Here is a 13595-nt window from a genome sequence, read left to right as displayed (position 1 = left end):
TGTGGTGACAGGAGACATGGTGGCGCGGCCGAGCGCCGCCCTAGCGTGGCGCGCATGCCTGAGACCCACCTCACACCCCCGCTCGCCGGCCGCACGGCCCTCGTCACCGGGGCCGCGAGCGGGATCGGCGCCGCGGTCGCGGAGCGGCTCGCGGGCGACGGCGCCCACGTCCTCGTCGTCGACCGCGACACCGAGGGCGCGACGACCGTCGCGTCCCGCGTCGGCGGCACCGCCCTCGTCGTCGACCTGACGGATCCCGAGGACCTCGCCTCGCTCCCGCTCGACACGGTCGACGTGCTCGTCAACAACGCGGGGTTCCAGCACGTGGCGCCGGTGCACGAGCTCGACCCGACCGTCTGGCGCCGGATGCACGCCCTCATGCTCGAGGCGCCCTTCCTGCTGAGCCGCGGCGTCCTGCCCGGCATGTACGAGCGCGGCTGGGGCCGCCTCGTCCACGTGACGAGCATCCACGGCCACCGGGCATCGCCCTTCAAGGCCCCGTACGTCGCGGCGAAGCACGGCCTCGAGGGCCTGTCGAAGGTGATCGCCATCGAGGGCGCCCCGCACGGCGTCACCTCGACGACGGTGGCCCCCGGCTACGTGCGGACCCCGCTCGTCGAGCAGCAGATCGCCGACCAGGCGCAGCAGCACGACCTGCCGGCCGACCGGGTCGTCGACGAGGTGCTCCTCGCCCGCAGCCCGTTGAAGCGGATGGTCGAGCCGAGCGAGGTCGCCTCCGTCGTGGGGTGGCTGTGCGGCCCCGACGCCGTCTCCGTGACCGGCACCTCCCACCTGCTGGACGGCGGGTGGAGCGCGACCTGACCCGGCCACCGACCCGCTCCCCTCCTCCCCGATCCCCCACCCGCACCGCCAGAGAGGCTCCCCCATGTCCACGTCCCTGCAGCCCGGCGCACCCGGCAGCCCCGGCAGCCCCGGCAGCCCCGCCGCACCACCGCGCACGCCGATCGTCAAGGTCGTCTTCGCGTCCCTCATCGGCACGGCCGTCGAGTGGTACGACTTCTTCCTCTACGGCTCCGCCGCCGCCCTCGTGTTCGGCACGCTGTTCTTCCCCGAGTCCGACCCGGTGACCGGGACGCTGCTCGCGTTCGGCACCTACGCCCTCGGTTTCGTGGCCCGCCCCCTCGGCGGCGTGGTCTTCGGCCACTACGGCGACAAGGTCGGCCGCAAGAAGATGCTGGTGCTCTCCCTCGTCCTCATGGGGGCGGCGACGGTCGCGATCGGCCTGCTCCCGACGTACGCGACCGTCGGCGTCGCGGCCCCGCTCCTCCTGCTCACCTGCCGTCTCGTGCAGGGCTTCGCCGTCGGCGGCGAGTGGGGAGGCGCCGTGCTGATGGCGGCCGAGCACGGCAAGGACGAGCACCGTGGCTTCTGGTCGTCGTGGACGCAGGCCGGCGTGGCGCTCGGCAACCTGCTCGCGACCGCCGTGCTGTGGATCCTCGCGCTCGTGCAGTCCGACGAGACCTTCGAGGCCTGGGGCTGGCGGATCCCGTTCGTGCTGTCCGCCGTGCTCGTGCTCATCGGCCTGTGGGTCCGCCTGAGCATCGAGGAGTCGCCCGTGTTCGCGGAGGCCCGCCGGGAGCGCGAGGCCCAGCAGGCCGAGGGAGGCAAGGAGCAGCTCCCGATCCTCGAGGTGATCCGGCTGTACCCCCGCGAGGTGGCCGTCGCGATGGGCATGCGGATGGCCGAGAACATCAGCTACTACATCTTCACGGTCATCTCGATCACCTACCTCGTGGAGTACGCCGGCGGCGATCGCGGCCCGATCCTGCAGGCGCTGCTGGTGGGGTCCGTCGTCCACTTCTTCGTCATCCCCGCCTTCGGCGCGTGGTCGGACCGGATCGGCCGACGACCGCTGTACCTCGTCGGCGCGGTGGGCGTCGCCGTGTGGTCGTTCTTCTTCTTCGACCTCGTCGAGTCGGGCTCGCAGGGCCTGATCATCCTGGCCGTCGTGGTGGGCCTGACGCTGCACGCCCTCATGTACGCCCCGCAGGCCGCCTTCTTCTCCGAGCTGTTCGGCACGTCGGTGCGCTACACCGGCGCCTCGGTGGGCTACCAGCTCGCGTCGATCTTCGCCGGCGCCCTCGCGCCGATCATCGCCCTCCGCCTGCTGGGCGACGTCGAGGACGGCAACACGACGGCCGTGGCGCTCTACGTCACGGTGGCGTCGGTCATCACGATCGTCTCCGTCGTGCTGGCCCGCGAGACGGCGCGGTCCTCGCTGCGTCACGACCGCGCGCTCGACTGAGCGCGCTCGCCGGTCCCGCCACCGTGCCGTACTTCGTCGTCGCCGTCCTCACGTTCGCGGACCGCGAGGCGGCGCTCGCCGCGCTCGCCTCGCCCGAGGGGCAGGCCGGGTCCGCGGACATGGGGAACTTCGCCGTGGCCGGCGTGGAGGTCACGATGTGGGAGGCGCAGGACTGACCCCACCCGGCACCTGGCACCATCGCCGGGTGGAACGGTTCGGTGCGCACCTGCGGGACGTGCTGAGGTTCCACCCGGCGAGCGGCACGCGGGTGGTGGCGCTGCGGGCCGCGCTGTCCGTGCTCCTCCCCCTCCTCGTCCTGCTCGCGACCGACCACCTGGCGTGGGGCCTGTTCGCCGTGTTCGGGGCGTTCGCCGCGGTGTACGGCGGGAGCTCGCCCTCCCCCGACCGCTGGCGCGTCCAGGCGCACGCCGGCGTCCTGCTGGTCGGCGCCACCCTGGTCGGCACGGCCGTGGGGCTCAGCCCCGACCGCGCCTGGCTGGTCGTCCCCGCCGCCGCAGCCGTCGGCGCGGTGGCCACGGCCGTCTCGGACCGGCGCCGGTGGATCCCGCCCGGCCCGCTCTTCGCCGTCTTCGCCGTCGGCGCCTGCGCCGCCCACCCGAGCCGACCCGGCGACCTCCTGGCCGCCCTCGGCGTCGCCACGGGTACGGCGGCCCTGGCGGTCACGCTCGGCCGGCTCGACGAGCACCGGGCCAGGACCCGGAGCGAGCCCGTGCCCGCCCGGCCGCCGAGCGCCGCCGCTCCCGTGCGGCGACGGCACGTCGCCCGCGTCGCCGCCGCGGTGCTCGTGGCGGGCGCCGTCGCCACCGCGGCCGGGATCGGGCATCCCTACTGGGCGATGGTGGCGGCGGTGGCGCCCCTCAGCGCACCCCGGCTGCGGGCGCAGGTCGCCCGGGGCTCGCAGCGGGCGGTCGGCACGCTGCTGGGCGTCGGCGTCGCCTTCGTGGTGCTCTCCCTCCACCTGCCGCCGCTCGCGGCGGTGCTGCTCGCCGCCGTGCTCCAGGGAGCCGCCGAGCTGCTGGTGGTCCGCAACTACGCCGCGGCCCTCGTGTTCATCACGCCCCTGGCGCTGCTCATGGGGCAGCTGGCGGCGCCGTTGCCCGTCGGGCCGCTCGTGCTCGACCGACTCGTCGAGACGTTGCTGGGCACGGCGGTCGGGATGGGCGTCGCCGCGGCGACGCGGGACCGCCCGGCACCGGTCAGCCCGCCGGGTCCGTCGGCCGACGGGGTGGCAGGGTAGCCGGGTGGACACCAGCCTGCAGCAGACCTACTTCCCCGACCTGCCGTGCTTCGGCTGCGGACCGGCGAACGCGAAGGGCCTGCAGCTGCAGAGCTTCGCCGACGGCGACCGCGTGACCGCGTCCTTCACGCCGTGGCCCGAGCACGACAACGGCCTGGGGTTCCTCAACGGGGGCATCATCGCCACCGTCCTCGACTGCCACTCCGCCGCCGCCGTCACCCACGCCGCGCACGAGCGGGGGTGGCCGGCCGACCCGGGCGTGCCGCTGCCCTACGTGACCGCCGGCCTCGACGTGCGCTACCGACGCCCCACCCCGCTGGAGGCCACGCTCACGCTGGGCGCCGAGGTGCGGGAGGCCAGCCGCGACGAGATCACGGCGCACGTCTGGCTCGAGCACGACGGGAAGGTCCGTGCCGAGGCCGACGCCGTGTGGAAGCGGTGGCGCGCGCGCTGACCCCGCGGGACGTCATGCGCCGCGGTGCCCGGGGGCGGCGATCCGCATGACGTCCGGAGCCGGGACCGGGCTCAGCCCGCGCGGAGCACGTCGTGGAGACCGCGCGCGACCGCAGCCATCTCCGCCTCCGCGACCGGCTGCACGACCGCGGGCACCCGCGAGCGCGTGAGGGCCACGACGGCCAGCACCCCGCCGTCGTCGTGCTCGACCACGCCCGCCTCGTGGCGCTCGTTGAGCAGGGTCCCGGTCTTCGACGACCAGCGTGCCGCGTCGCTGGCCAGCTCCGTGGCGAGGCGCTGCCGCATGACGTTGAGCCCGAGGAGGGTGCGCACCCGGAGCGCCACCTCCGGGCGCACGCGCGACGCGCCAGCCGGCGCCCACAGCACCTCCAGCAGGTCGGCCAGCGCCGTCGCGGTGGCGGTCGAGGCCCGGGTCAGGTCCAGCTGGGCCACGGCGTGGCCGCCGTCGGCCGTGCCCGTGCCGATGGCCAGCCGGTGGGCCAGGTGGCCCTCGGCGGCGTCGAGCCGCTCCGCCGGGGTCGCGTTGAGGTCGCCCACCGGGTGCCGCACCTCGATGCCCTCGATCCCGATCGCGGCCAGGTGGGCCCCGACCTCCGGCGGCGGCACGAGGCCGAACAGCGCGTCCGCGGCCGTCGAGTCGCTCAACGAGACAGCCAGGTAGAGCAGGTCCTCCACCGCGACGTCCACCGCGTGTCGGAAGCGCCCCGTGCCCGGCGGACCCGGACGGTCGGCCAGCGCCGGGTCCCCCGGCCCGACCCGCAGCCGTCGGGCCGGGTCGATGACGCCCGTCGCCACCCGCTCCAGCACGGCCATCGCCAGCGGGACCTTCACGAGCGAGGCCACGGCGTACCGCTCCTCCGGGCCGATCGCCACCTGCTGCCCGGTGCGGAGGTCACGGACGAGGAACGAGCCCGACAGGCCCGCCTCGTGCAAGCGCGTGCGGAGCCGACGCACCCGCAGGTCCTCGGCAGGCCCGCTCACGCGGGCACCCCCAGCATCCGGCGGAGCGGTGCGGCGAGCGCGGCGACCAGGGTCGCCTGCTCGCCCCGGTCGACGGCCACCAGCGCGTGCCCCCGCGCCCACGTGCCGTCGCCCAGCTCGCCGAGCGGGCGCCACCGGAGGTCGAGCGCCGTCGCCTCGGCCGCCGAGCAGACGACGAGGTCGCCGGCCAGGACGGCGGCGGTCGCCGACGCGTCGGAGGGCGCCACGACGACCTGCCCGGGCCGCAGGCCGAGCGCGTCGCGCAGGCGCAGCAAGGGGTCGCGCACGTGGGGCACGTCGTCCTCGGGGAGGAGGAGGACGCGGCGTACCCGCTCAGCGCCCCGCACCACCCGCAGCGCCGCGAGGTGCACCCGGGCTCCCGGTCCGACGGCGTCCTCGGCGACCCCGAGGGGCACCCGCCACGTCGCCCGGTCGGGCGGCACCGGCACCACGGCGGCGTCGGCGACGCGCTCGTCGACGGCGGCGCGCCGGGCACCGGCACCCTGCGCGTCCACCTCGAGGCGCAGCCCGGCGTCACGTCCGGCCGCGACGACGTCGGCGAGCGCGCGCGGCGTCACGAGGGGGCCCACGCCGACGAGCAGGGACCGCGGCCGGGCACCGGCCCGCTCGGCGGCGACAGCGAGCTCGTCGGCCGCCCGCACGAGCCGCCGGGCCAGCGGCAGCAGGTCCAGGGCGGTGGGGGTGAGGCGCGCACGACGGGCGCGACGGTCGAGCAGGTCGGCGCCGAGGGTGCGCTCGAGCGCGGCGAGACGCCGGCTCGCGACCGACTGGGGGATGCCCAGCACGGAGGCACCGCGGGTCACGCTCCCCTGCTCGGCCACCTGGACGAGCACCCGGCACGCCGTGACGAGGTCCACGGGGGCAGTCTGCCACTCATGCCGGAACAGCATCGTCTGCCGCGATCCGGTCTTGGACGGCATGGGTCGCCACCCCGCAGAGTGCGGTGCGTCCCGCACCTCTCTCGGAAGGTCGACCATGCGCCTCCTGCCCACCCGCTCCCTGCTCGCCGCCGCCGTCCTCGGCGCGGCGCTCGTCGCGCCCGCCGCCTCCCCGTCGGTGGGGGCACCATCCGTCGCGGCCCCGTCTGTCGCGGCCCCGTCCGTAGCGGTGGCCGGCGTCCCGTCCGAGCGCGCCGCGGCGGCGCGGTTCGCGGCGTTGGAGCGGCAGTACGACGCGCGCCTGGGCGTGGTGGCCCTCGAGGTCGACACGGGCCGGGTCGTGGCCCACCGTCCCGACGAGCGCTTCGCCTTCGCCTCCACCGTCAAGGCGCTGCAGGTCGGTGCCCTGCTCCGCACCGCCACCGAGGCCGACCTCGACCGGACGGTGCGCTGGACCGAGGACGACCTCGTCACCTACTCCCCCGTCACCGAGCAGCACGTCGCGGACGGCCTGACCGTGCGCGAGCTCGCTGACGCCGCGGTCCGCTACAGCGACAACACCGCAGCGAACCTGCTCTTCGACGAGCTCGGCGGACCCGCGGGGCTGACGGCGGAGCTGCGGCGGATCGGCGACACCACGACGACCTCGGTGCGCGAGGAGCCGGACCTCAACACGGCCGTGCCGGGCGACGTCCGCGACACGAGCACCCCGCGTGCCCTCGCGCGGTCGCTCGCGTCGTACACGCTCGGCTGCGTGCTCGCACCCGACCGCCGGGCCGAGCTCGTCGACCTCCTCGTGCGCAACACGACCGGCGACGCCCTCGTGCGGGCCGGCGCCCCCGACGGCTGGACGGTCGGCGACAAGACCGGATCGGCTGCGTACGGCACGCGCAACGACATCGCCGTGGCGTGGCCGCCCGCCGGCTCGAACCGCTCGCCCGTCGTCATCGCGGTGCTGACCAGCGGCGACGAGGCGGACGACCCCACCCACGACGCCCTCGTCGCCGACGCCACCCGCGTCACCTTCGCCGCCCTCGGGGTGGGTCGGGCGGGGTGACACTTTCCCCGGTCAGCCGGGGAAAGTGTCGCTTTGACCATCAATGTTGATGGTCAGGGCGGCGTGTTCCCCGGTCGACCGGGGAAAGTGCCGGCCCCGCGGCATCAACCCCGCCGCACCTCGAGCACGCGGAAGCCCTTGGCGCTGGCGATGCGCTCGGTCGGCCAGCCCTGCTCTCCCAGCCAGCGTTGCAGCGAGTCGGCGCCCAGGTTGCGGCCGACGACCAGCACGGCACGGCCGCCCGGCGCCAGGCGCGGCAACCAGGTCAGCAGCAGCTCGTGGAGCGCGGCCTTGCCGATGCGGATGGGCGGGTTGGACCAGATCTCGTCGTACGTCGCGTCAAGCGCCACCTCGCCGGGCAGCAGCGCCTCGTAGCGGTCCGCCACCCCCAGCCCCGCCGCGTTCTCGCGCGCCAGCAGGAGGGCCCGCTCGTTGACGTCGACCGCCGTGACGTGCGCGGCCGGGAGGCGACGGGCGAGCGCGAGGCCGATCACGCCGTACCCGCAGCCGAGGTCCAGCAGCCGCTCCACGCCGGACGGCGGGTCGGTCTCGCGGAACAGGACCGCGGTGCCGACGTCGAGCCGACCGCGGGCGAAGACGCCGGAGCCGGTGTCGAGGCGCAGGCGCTCGTCCCAGACCTCCACCTCGATCCGCTCGCGCGTGAACGGCACCGAGGGGTCCGCCGTGAAGTAGTGCTCGTCGGGCTGCTCAGTCACGGGTCCGCACCTTCCGGGTCTCCTCCGCGCGCAGCGCGAGGGCGGCGTCGTCGGGGTAGCCGACCTCCTCGAGCACCAGGCCGTGGGCGTGCACCACCTGCACCGACGGGTCGCGCACGCCGGCGAGGAGCACCTCGCGCGCCCAGGCCGGGGAGCGGCGTCCCTCCCCCACCGCCAGGAGGCAGCCGACGAGCGCCCGGACCATGTTGTGGCAGAACGCGTCGGCGCGGATGGTGCCCTCGAGCACCCCGTCCTCGCGCCGTGCCCACTGCAGGTCGAGGAGCGTGCGGATCGTCGTGGCGCCCGGTCGCTTCTTGCAGAACGCCGCGAAGTCCTGCTCGCCGACCAGGTCGGCGGAGGCCGCGTTCATGAGGGTCTCGTCGACCGGCTGCCCCCAGGCCAGCACGTGTCGCCGCGCGAGCGGGTCGACCAGCTCGGGCCGGTCGGCGATCCGGTAGGCGTAGCGGCGCCAGACCGCCGAGAACCGCGCGTCGAAACCCTCCGGGGCGAGGCGCGTGCGGTGCACGCGGACGTCGCCGGGCAGCACGCCGTTGAGCTTGCGGGCCAGCGCGGGGACGGGATCGGTGACACCGCGGCTCGCGGAGGCGGCGACGCGCTCGTCGTCGAGGTCGACGTGCACCACCTGGCCGCGGGCGTGCACGCCGGCGTCGGTGCGGCCGGCGACCACCACGGAGACGGGCTCCGGCAGCCGCAGCACGGTCGCGAGCCCCTGCTCGAGCTCGCCCTGCACGGTGCGCAGCGCCGGCTGGGTCGCCCAGCCGTGGAAGTCGGTGCCGTCGTAGGCGAGATCGATCCGCAGGCGCACGCCGAGGATCCTACGAGCGTCGGCGCGGGCCGACCTCGGCGAGGTACGGCGGATCCGCACCCGGCCGCGACACCGTGAGCGCCGCCGCCCGTGCGGCCCAGGCGAGGGCCGCTCCGAGGTCCTCGGGCGGCAGGTCGTCGAGCCGTTCGCGCGAGGCGGCCCCCACGACGCCGCGCTCCCACAGCGCGTCGACGAAGGCGGCTGCGAGGGTGTCACCGGCCCCGATCGTGTCGACGACCCCCAGGTCGGTGACGGCCGGCACGCCGGCGACGGTGTCCGCCCGGTGGCACTCGGCACCGCTCGCGCCGCGCGTCACGACGACGAGGCGGGCGCCCAGGCCCAGGAGGCGGTCGACGGCCTCCTCCTCGGTGAGCGCCGGCCACAGCGCCGCCAGGTCCTCGTCGGACGCCTTCACGACGTCGGACTCCGCCACCAGCGTCTCCACCCGCGCGACGACCTCGACGCCCGTGCCCGTGATCGCGGGCCGCGCGTTGACGTCATAGCTCACCAGCGCCCGCTCCCGCTCCCGCCGCACGACCGCCAGGACGTCGTCGCACCCTGGCGGCAGGACCGCGGCGATGGAGCAGACGTGCACCCAGCCGGGCACGCCCTCACCCACCGCTACCTCGCCGAGGCGCCACTCGAGGTCGAACTCGTACGACGCGGCGCCGTCCGCCGCGATCGTCGCCACCGCCGAGGAGGTGCGCTCGATCGTCTCGGGGTCGGCGGCGAGCCGCACGCCGTCGCGGCCGATGTGGGCGGCGAGGATCGCGCCGTACCGGTCGTCGGCCATGGCGGTGGCGAACCACGTCGGGCGGCCGAGCCGCGCCAGCGCGACGGCGACGTTGGCCGCGCTCCCGCCAGCCCGCTCGTCGCTCTCCCCGTCGGCGCGGCGCACCACGTCCACGAGCGCCTCGCCCACCACCAGCGCCACCTGCTGCTCCTGTGCCACGGGGCCACCTCATCACACGGGTACGGCGCGGGCCAGCGCGGGCCGCTACCGTGCTGCCGGTGACGATCCAGCCGCCCGACCCCGCGTCGGCCACGCCCCCGTTCGAGCAGCTGCGGGCCCAGGTCGCGGCGCTCGTCGCCACGGGCGACCTGTCCGCCGGAGAGCGGCTGCCCACCGTGCGCGGGTTGGCCGAGCAGCTGGGGCTGGCCGCCGGCACCGTGGCCCGGGTCTACCGCGAGCTGGAGGCCGACGGCGTCGTCGAGACCCGCGGTCGGGCCGGCACCTTCGTGGCCGAGACGACGGCGGCGACCACGGGCGACGTCGGCGCTGCCGCCGCGGCGTACGTCGCCGCCGCCCGCCGCGCCGGCCTCACCCGACCCGAGGCCCACAACGCGCTCGACCGCGCCTGGCCCTGAGCCCCGTCGAGCTGGGTCGGAGGGCGCGCCAGGTTCGCCGAGTTGTCACGTACGCCGCGTCGCGTCGCGTCGTACGTGACAACTCGGCGCGAGGGGTCAGTCCTGCCGCGCCTCGATGATGTGCTCCCCGCCCGACTCCTCGAGGGCCGCCGCGGCGTCGGGGGCGTCCGTCGTCGGCGCGACGTCCGCAGCCGCCGGCGTCGGGTCGTCGCCGCCGTCGGGCTCCTCCTCCGCGCCCGCGACGGGCTGGCCCGCCTCGGCCTCGCGGGCGTCGCCCTCGAGGGTCGGCTCGGTGGTCGGGTCCTCGGTGCGCAGCTCCTCGGCGGGAGACTTCTCGGTGCTCATGGGCCCACCGTAGGGAGCACCACGAAATGCGGAACGGCCCGCCACCCCCTGCGGGGATGGCGGGCCGTTCGCGGTGGAGCGTGCGACCTGCGTCAGGCCTTGGCCTCGTCGGTGGCCTCGTCGGACTCCTCGGCCGGGGCCTCAGCGGCCTCGTCCGTGGTCTCCTCGGTGGTCTCCTCGGTGGTCTCCTCGGCGGCGGGCGTCTCCTCGGCGGGCTCCTCGACCGGCGCGGCGGGCGCGGCGGGCTTGGTGACGGCCTTGGCGACGTACTCCTCCGTCACGAGCTCGATGACCGCCATGGGGGCGTTGTCGCCCTTGCGGGGGCCGAGCTTCGTGATGCGGGTGTAGCCGCCCGGACGCTCCGCGAACGTCGGCGCGATCTCCGTGAAGAGGACGTGCACGATGCTCTTGTCGCGGACGGTCTTGAGGACCTCACGACGCTGGTGGAGCGACACGACGGCCTCGTCGGCCTGCTCCGCCTTGTGGGCCTTGACGGCCTTGGTGATCAGCTTCTCCGCGACGGGGCGGAGCGTGCGGGCACGCGACTCCGTCGTGACGATGCGGCCGTGCTCGAACAGCTGGGTGGCCAGGTTCGACAGGATCAGGCGCTGGTGGGCCGGGCTGCCGCCGAGGCGGGGACCCTTCTTGGGGGTGGGCATCGCAGATCTCTACCTTCTTCCCGGCCGTACCAGGTACCGGGATAGACACGGGGTCGCGGTGCGACCCCAGGGGCGGGCTCGGGCGACCGGTCGGCCGCCCGAGCAGGGGTGGATCAGTACTGCTCGTCCTCGACGAACGCGTCGTCCTCGTCGTCGCCGTACGCCGCGAGGGCGGTGGCGGGGTCGAAGCCCGGCGCGCTGTCCTTGAGCGAGAGACCCATCTCGACGAGCTTGGCCTTCACCTCGTCGATCGACTTCGCACCGAAGTTGCGGATGTCCAGCAGGTCCTGCTCCGAGCGCGAGATGAGCTCGCCCACGGTGTGGATGCCCTCGCGCTTGAGGCAGTTGTAGGACCGCACGGTGAGCTGCAGGTCCTCGACCGGCAGGGCCAGGTCGGCCGCCAGCTGCTCGTCGACGGGCGACGGGCCGATGTCGATGCCCTCGGCCTCGACGTTGAGCTCGCGGGCCAGGCCGAAGAGCTCGACCAGCGTCTTGCCCGCCGAGGCGAGCGCGTCGCGGGGCTGGATCGACGGCTTGGTCTCGACGTCGATGATCAGCTTGTCGAAGTCGGTGCGCTGCTCGACACGGGTGGCCTCGACCTTGTAGGTCACCTTCAGCACGGGGCTGTAGATGGAGTCGACCGGGATGCGGCCGATCTCGTTGTCGGCACCCTTGTTCTGGACGGCCGAGACGTAGCCGCGGCCACGCTCGACGACCAGCTCCATCTCCAGGCGGCCCTTGTCGGACAGCGTGGCGATCTTCAGGTCGGGGTTGTGCACCTCGACGCCGGCCGGCGGAGCGATGTCCGCGGCGGTGACGTCACCGGCACCCGACTTGCGCAGGTACATCGTGACCGGCTCGTCGTGCTCGGAGGAGACCACGAGGCCCTTGAGGTTCAGGATGATCTCGGTGACGTCCTCCTTGACGCCCTCGACCGTCGAGAACTCGTGGAGCACGTTGTCGAGCTTGATGCTGGTGACCGCGGCGCCCGGGATCGAGGACAGGAGCGTGCGGCGCAGGGAGTTGCCGAGCGTGTAGCCGAAGCCCGGCTCCAGGGGCTCGATGACGAACCGGGACCGGTAGTCCCCGGCGACAACCTCGTCCAGGGTCGGGCGCTGAGCGATGAGCACTGGTTGGTTCCTTTCCGGGCTCACCCACTATTTGATGGGCCCGAACGTGATGGAAGGAAAGGTCGAACGACAGTGCGGGGCACCCGGCTCGACGAGCCGGGGACCCCGCACCGCTGGATCACTTCTTGGAGTAGAACTCCACGATCAGCTGCTCCTGGACGGGCACGTCGATCTGCGCACGGACCGGGCGCGAGTGCACCAGGATCCGCATGCGGCTCGGGACGGCCTCGAGCCACGCCGGGACGACGCGCTCGCCGTGGGTCTCGCGCGCGACGATGAACGGCGTCGTCTCGAGCGACTTCTCCCGCACGTCGATGACGTCGTACTGCGCCACCTGGTAGCTCGGGATGTTGACCTTCTTGCCGTTCACCAGGAAGTGGCCGTGGCTCACGAGCTGGCGGGCGTGGCGACGCGTGCGGGCGAACCCGGCGCGGTACACCACGTTGTCGAGACGGCACTCCAGGAGCTGGAGCAGGTTGTCACCCGTCTTGCCCGTGCGGCGCGACGCCTCGACGTAGTAGTTGTAGAACTGGCGCTCGAGCACGCCGTAGCTGATGCGCGCCTTCTGCTTCTCCTGCAGCTGCGCGCGGTACTCGCTCTCCTTCACCCGCGCGCGGCCGTGCATGCCGGGCGGGTAGGGGCGGCGCTCGAACGCAGCGTCGCCACCGACGAGGTCGACACCGAGACGGCGCGACTTCTTGGTCATGGGGCCGGTGTAACGGGCCATCTGATCAGTCTCCTAGGTCTCTGGTGTCGTCTCAGACGCGGCGGCGCTTGGGCGGCCGGCATCCGTTGTGGGGCTGCGGCGTGACGTCCTGGATGGTGCCGACCTCGAGGCCGATCGCACCCAGCGAGCGGATCGCCGTCTCGCGGCCCGAGCCCGGGCCCTTCACGAAGACGTCGATCTTCTTCATGCCGTGCTCCATCGCCCGACGACCAGCGGCCTCAGCAGCCATCTGCGCGGCGTACGGCGTGGACTTGCGCGAGCCCTTGAAGCCGACGGTGCCGGCGGAGGCCCACGAGATCACGGCACCGGTGGGGTCCGTGATGGTGACGATGGTGTTGTTGAACGTGCTCTTGATGTGAGCCTCGCCGGCGGCGACGTTCTTCTTCTCCTTGCGGCGCACCTTCTTGGCGCCAGCCGCAGCGCGTCCCTTGGGGGGCATGCGTTATCTCCTGAAAGTCTGGTGAGCTCGTGACGAGTGGACCGTTGACCCGCGCAGCGGGATCAGCGGGCCTTCTTCTTGCCGGCGACCGTGCGCTTCGGGCCCTTGCGGGTGCGCGCGTTGGTCTTGGTGCGCTGACCGCGGACCGGGAGGCCCATGCGGTGACGGCGACCCTGGTAGCTGCCGATCTCGATCTTGCGGCGGATGTCGGCCTGGACCTCGCGTCGGAGGTCACCCTCGAACTTGTAGTTGGCCTCGATCTCGTCGCGGAGCTTCACCAGCTCCTCGTCACCCAGCGTGTGCACGCGGGCGTTCGGGTCGACCCCGGTCGCCGCGAGGATCTGCTGGGAGCTGGTACGGCCGATGCCGTAGATGTAGGTGAGTGCGATCTCGACGCGCTTGTCGCGCGGGAGGTCAACACCAACGAGGCGTGCCATGAATGGCGTTTCC

General features: G+C 74.1%; 18 protein-coding genes. 7 read left to right on the top strand and 11 right to left on the bottom strand.

All coding sequences use genetic code 11. From position 1 onward, the window contains the following. Positions 1-54: 54 nt before the first annotated feature. The 5 genes from G3T38_RS11790 (at position 55) to G3T38_RS11770 (ending at position 3978) form a co-directional block, all read left to right on the top strand. The gene (locus G3T38_RS11790; RefSeq protein WP_163772496.1) at positions 55-822 is read left to right on the top strand and encodes a 3-hydroxybutyrate dehydrogenase; all 768 of its coding nucleotides are present in this window, start codon (positions 55-57) and stop codon (positions 820-822) included. A gap of 64 nt (positions 823-886) precedes the next feature. Beyond that, positions 887-2266 (top strand): MFS transporter, encoded by a 1380-nt coding sequence (locus tag G3T38_RS11785; RefSeq protein ID WP_163772495.1) that lies wholly within the window; start codon positions 887-889, stop codon positions 2264-2266. Further along, positions 2263-2442: an EthD domain-containing protein gene (locus tag G3T38_RS11780; protein WP_163772584.1), complete on the top strand. Its 180-nt coding sequence runs from the start codon at positions 2263-2265 to the stop codon at positions 2440-2442. The genes G3T38_RS11785 and G3T38_RS11780 overlap by 4 nt, the downstream gene beginning before the upstream one ends. A 29-nt stretch (positions 2443-2471) precedes the next feature. Next, the gene (locus tag G3T38_RS22680) at positions 2472-3524 is read left to right on the top strand and encodes an FUSC family protein (RefSeq protein ID WP_163772494.1); all 1053 of its coding nucleotides are present in this window, start codon (positions 2472-2474) and stop codon (positions 3522-3524) included. A 4-nt stretch (positions 3525-3528) separates the two neighbouring features. After that, positions 3529-3978 carry a hotdog domain-containing protein gene (locus G3T38_RS11770; RefSeq protein ID WP_163772493.1) on the top strand — a complete coding sequence of 150 codons (450 nt, stop codon included), beginning with the start codon at positions 3529-3531 and terminating at the stop codon, positions 3976-3978. Positions 3979-4049: 71 nt separating this feature from the next. On the opposite strand, the gene G3T38_RS11765 is transcribed toward G3T38_RS11770, so the two are convergent. After that, a complete protein-coding gene (locus tag G3T38_RS11765; protein ID WP_338037607.1) occupies positions 4050-4979 on the bottom strand; it encodes a serine hydrolase in 930 nt (309 codons plus the stop codon). After that, positions 4976-5857 carry a LysR family transcriptional regulator gene (locus G3T38_RS11760; RefSeq protein WP_163772492.1) on the bottom strand — a complete coding sequence of 294 codons (882 nt, stop codon included), beginning with the start codon at positions 5855-5857 and terminating at the stop codon, positions 4976-4978. The genes G3T38_RS11765 and G3T38_RS11760 overlap by 4 nt, the downstream gene beginning before the upstream one ends. A gap of 118 nt (positions 5858-5975) precedes the next feature. Here G3T38_RS11760 and bla point away from each other — a divergent pair, with 118 nt between their 5' ends. Next, a complete protein-coding gene (gene bla, locus G3T38_RS11755; protein ID WP_174267890.1) occupies positions 5976-6935 on the top strand; it encodes a class A beta-lactamase in 960 nt (319 codons plus the stop codon). Positions 6936-7039: 104 nt separating this feature from the next. On the opposite strand, the gene G3T38_RS11750 is transcribed toward bla, so the two are convergent. From G3T38_RS11750 to G3T38_RS11740, 3 genes are read right to left on the bottom strand one after another with little or no spacing between them, the layout of a single operon-like run. Further along, on the bottom strand, positions 7040-7651 hold the full coding sequence (locus tag G3T38_RS11750) for a methyltransferase (protein WP_163772491.1): 612 nt from the start codon (positions 7649-7651) through the stop codon (positions 7040-7042). Further along, positions 7644-8477 (bottom strand): tRNA pseudouridine(38-40) synthase TruA, encoded by an 834-nt coding sequence (gene truA / locus G3T38_RS11745; RefSeq protein WP_163772490.1) that lies wholly within the window; start codon positions 8475-8477, stop codon positions 7644-7646. The genes G3T38_RS11750 and truA overlap by 8 nt, the downstream gene beginning before the upstream one ends. 10 nt (positions 8478-8487) lie before the next feature. After that, positions 8488-9429: a PfkB family carbohydrate kinase gene (locus G3T38_RS11740; RefSeq protein ID WP_163772489.1), complete on the bottom strand. Its 942-nt coding sequence runs from the start codon at positions 9427-9429 to the stop codon at positions 8488-8490. Positions 9430-9488: 59 nt separating this feature from the next. Between G3T38_RS11740 and G3T38_RS11735 the strand changes: the two genes are divergently transcribed. Then, on the top strand, positions 9489-9845 hold the full coding sequence (locus tag G3T38_RS11735) for a GntR family transcriptional regulator (protein WP_163772488.1): 357 nt from the start codon (positions 9489-9491) through the stop codon (positions 9843-9845). A gap of 96 nt (positions 9846-9941) precedes the next feature. On the opposite strand, the gene G3T38_RS11730 is transcribed toward G3T38_RS11735, so the two are convergent. The 6 genes from G3T38_RS11730 to rpsM all read right to left on the bottom strand — a co-directional run bounded on the left by G3T38_RS11730 (position 9942) and on the right by rpsM (position 13582). Continuing rightward, positions 9942-10190: a hypothetical protein gene (locus G3T38_RS11730; RefSeq protein ID WP_163772487.1), complete on the bottom strand. Its 249-nt coding sequence runs from the start codon at positions 10188-10190 to the stop codon at positions 9942-9944. A 92-nt stretch (positions 10191-10282) separates the two neighbouring features. Further along, positions 10283-10849 carry a 50S ribosomal protein L17 gene (gene rplQ / locus G3T38_RS11725; RefSeq protein WP_163772486.1) on the bottom strand — a complete coding sequence of 189 codons (567 nt, stop codon included), beginning with the start codon at positions 10847-10849 and terminating at the stop codon, positions 10283-10285. Positions 10850-10962: 113 nt separating this feature from the next. Continuing rightward, complete coding sequence (locus G3T38_RS11720; RefSeq protein WP_163772485.1) at positions 10963-11979, bottom strand: DNA-directed RNA polymerase subunit alpha; 1017 nt, start codon at positions 11977-11979, stop codon at positions 10963-10965. A gap of 118 nt (positions 11980-12097) precedes the next feature. After that, the gene (gene rpsD / locus G3T38_RS11715) at positions 12098-12706 is read right to left on the bottom strand and encodes a 30S ribosomal protein S4 (protein WP_163772484.1); all 609 of its coding nucleotides are present in this window, start codon (positions 12704-12706) and stop codon (positions 12098-12100) included. 31 nt (positions 12707-12737) lie between these two features. Further along, positions 12738-13145, bottom strand: a complete 408-nt coding sequence (gene rpsK, locus G3T38_RS11710) for a 30S ribosomal protein S11 (RefSeq protein ID WP_163772483.1) — start codon at positions 13143-13145, stop codon at positions 12738-12740. A 62-nt stretch (positions 13146-13207) separates the two neighbouring features. Then, positions 13208-13582, bottom strand: coding sequence for a 30S ribosomal protein S13 (gene rpsM / locus G3T38_RS11705; RefSeq protein ID WP_163772482.1), 375 nt, complete (start codon positions 13580-13582; stop codon positions 13208-13210). Positions 13583-13595 lie beyond the last annotated feature (13 nt).

Source organism: Nocardioides zeae, assembly GCF_010686755.1.
In the GTDB taxonomy this organism is placed as follows: domain Bacteria; phylum Actinomycetota; class Actinomycetes; order Propionibacteriales; family Nocardioidaceae; genus Nocardioides; species Nocardioides zeae.
Note: the sequence above shows the minus strand (reverse complement) of the source record. Positions and strands in the feature narration are given on the sequence as shown.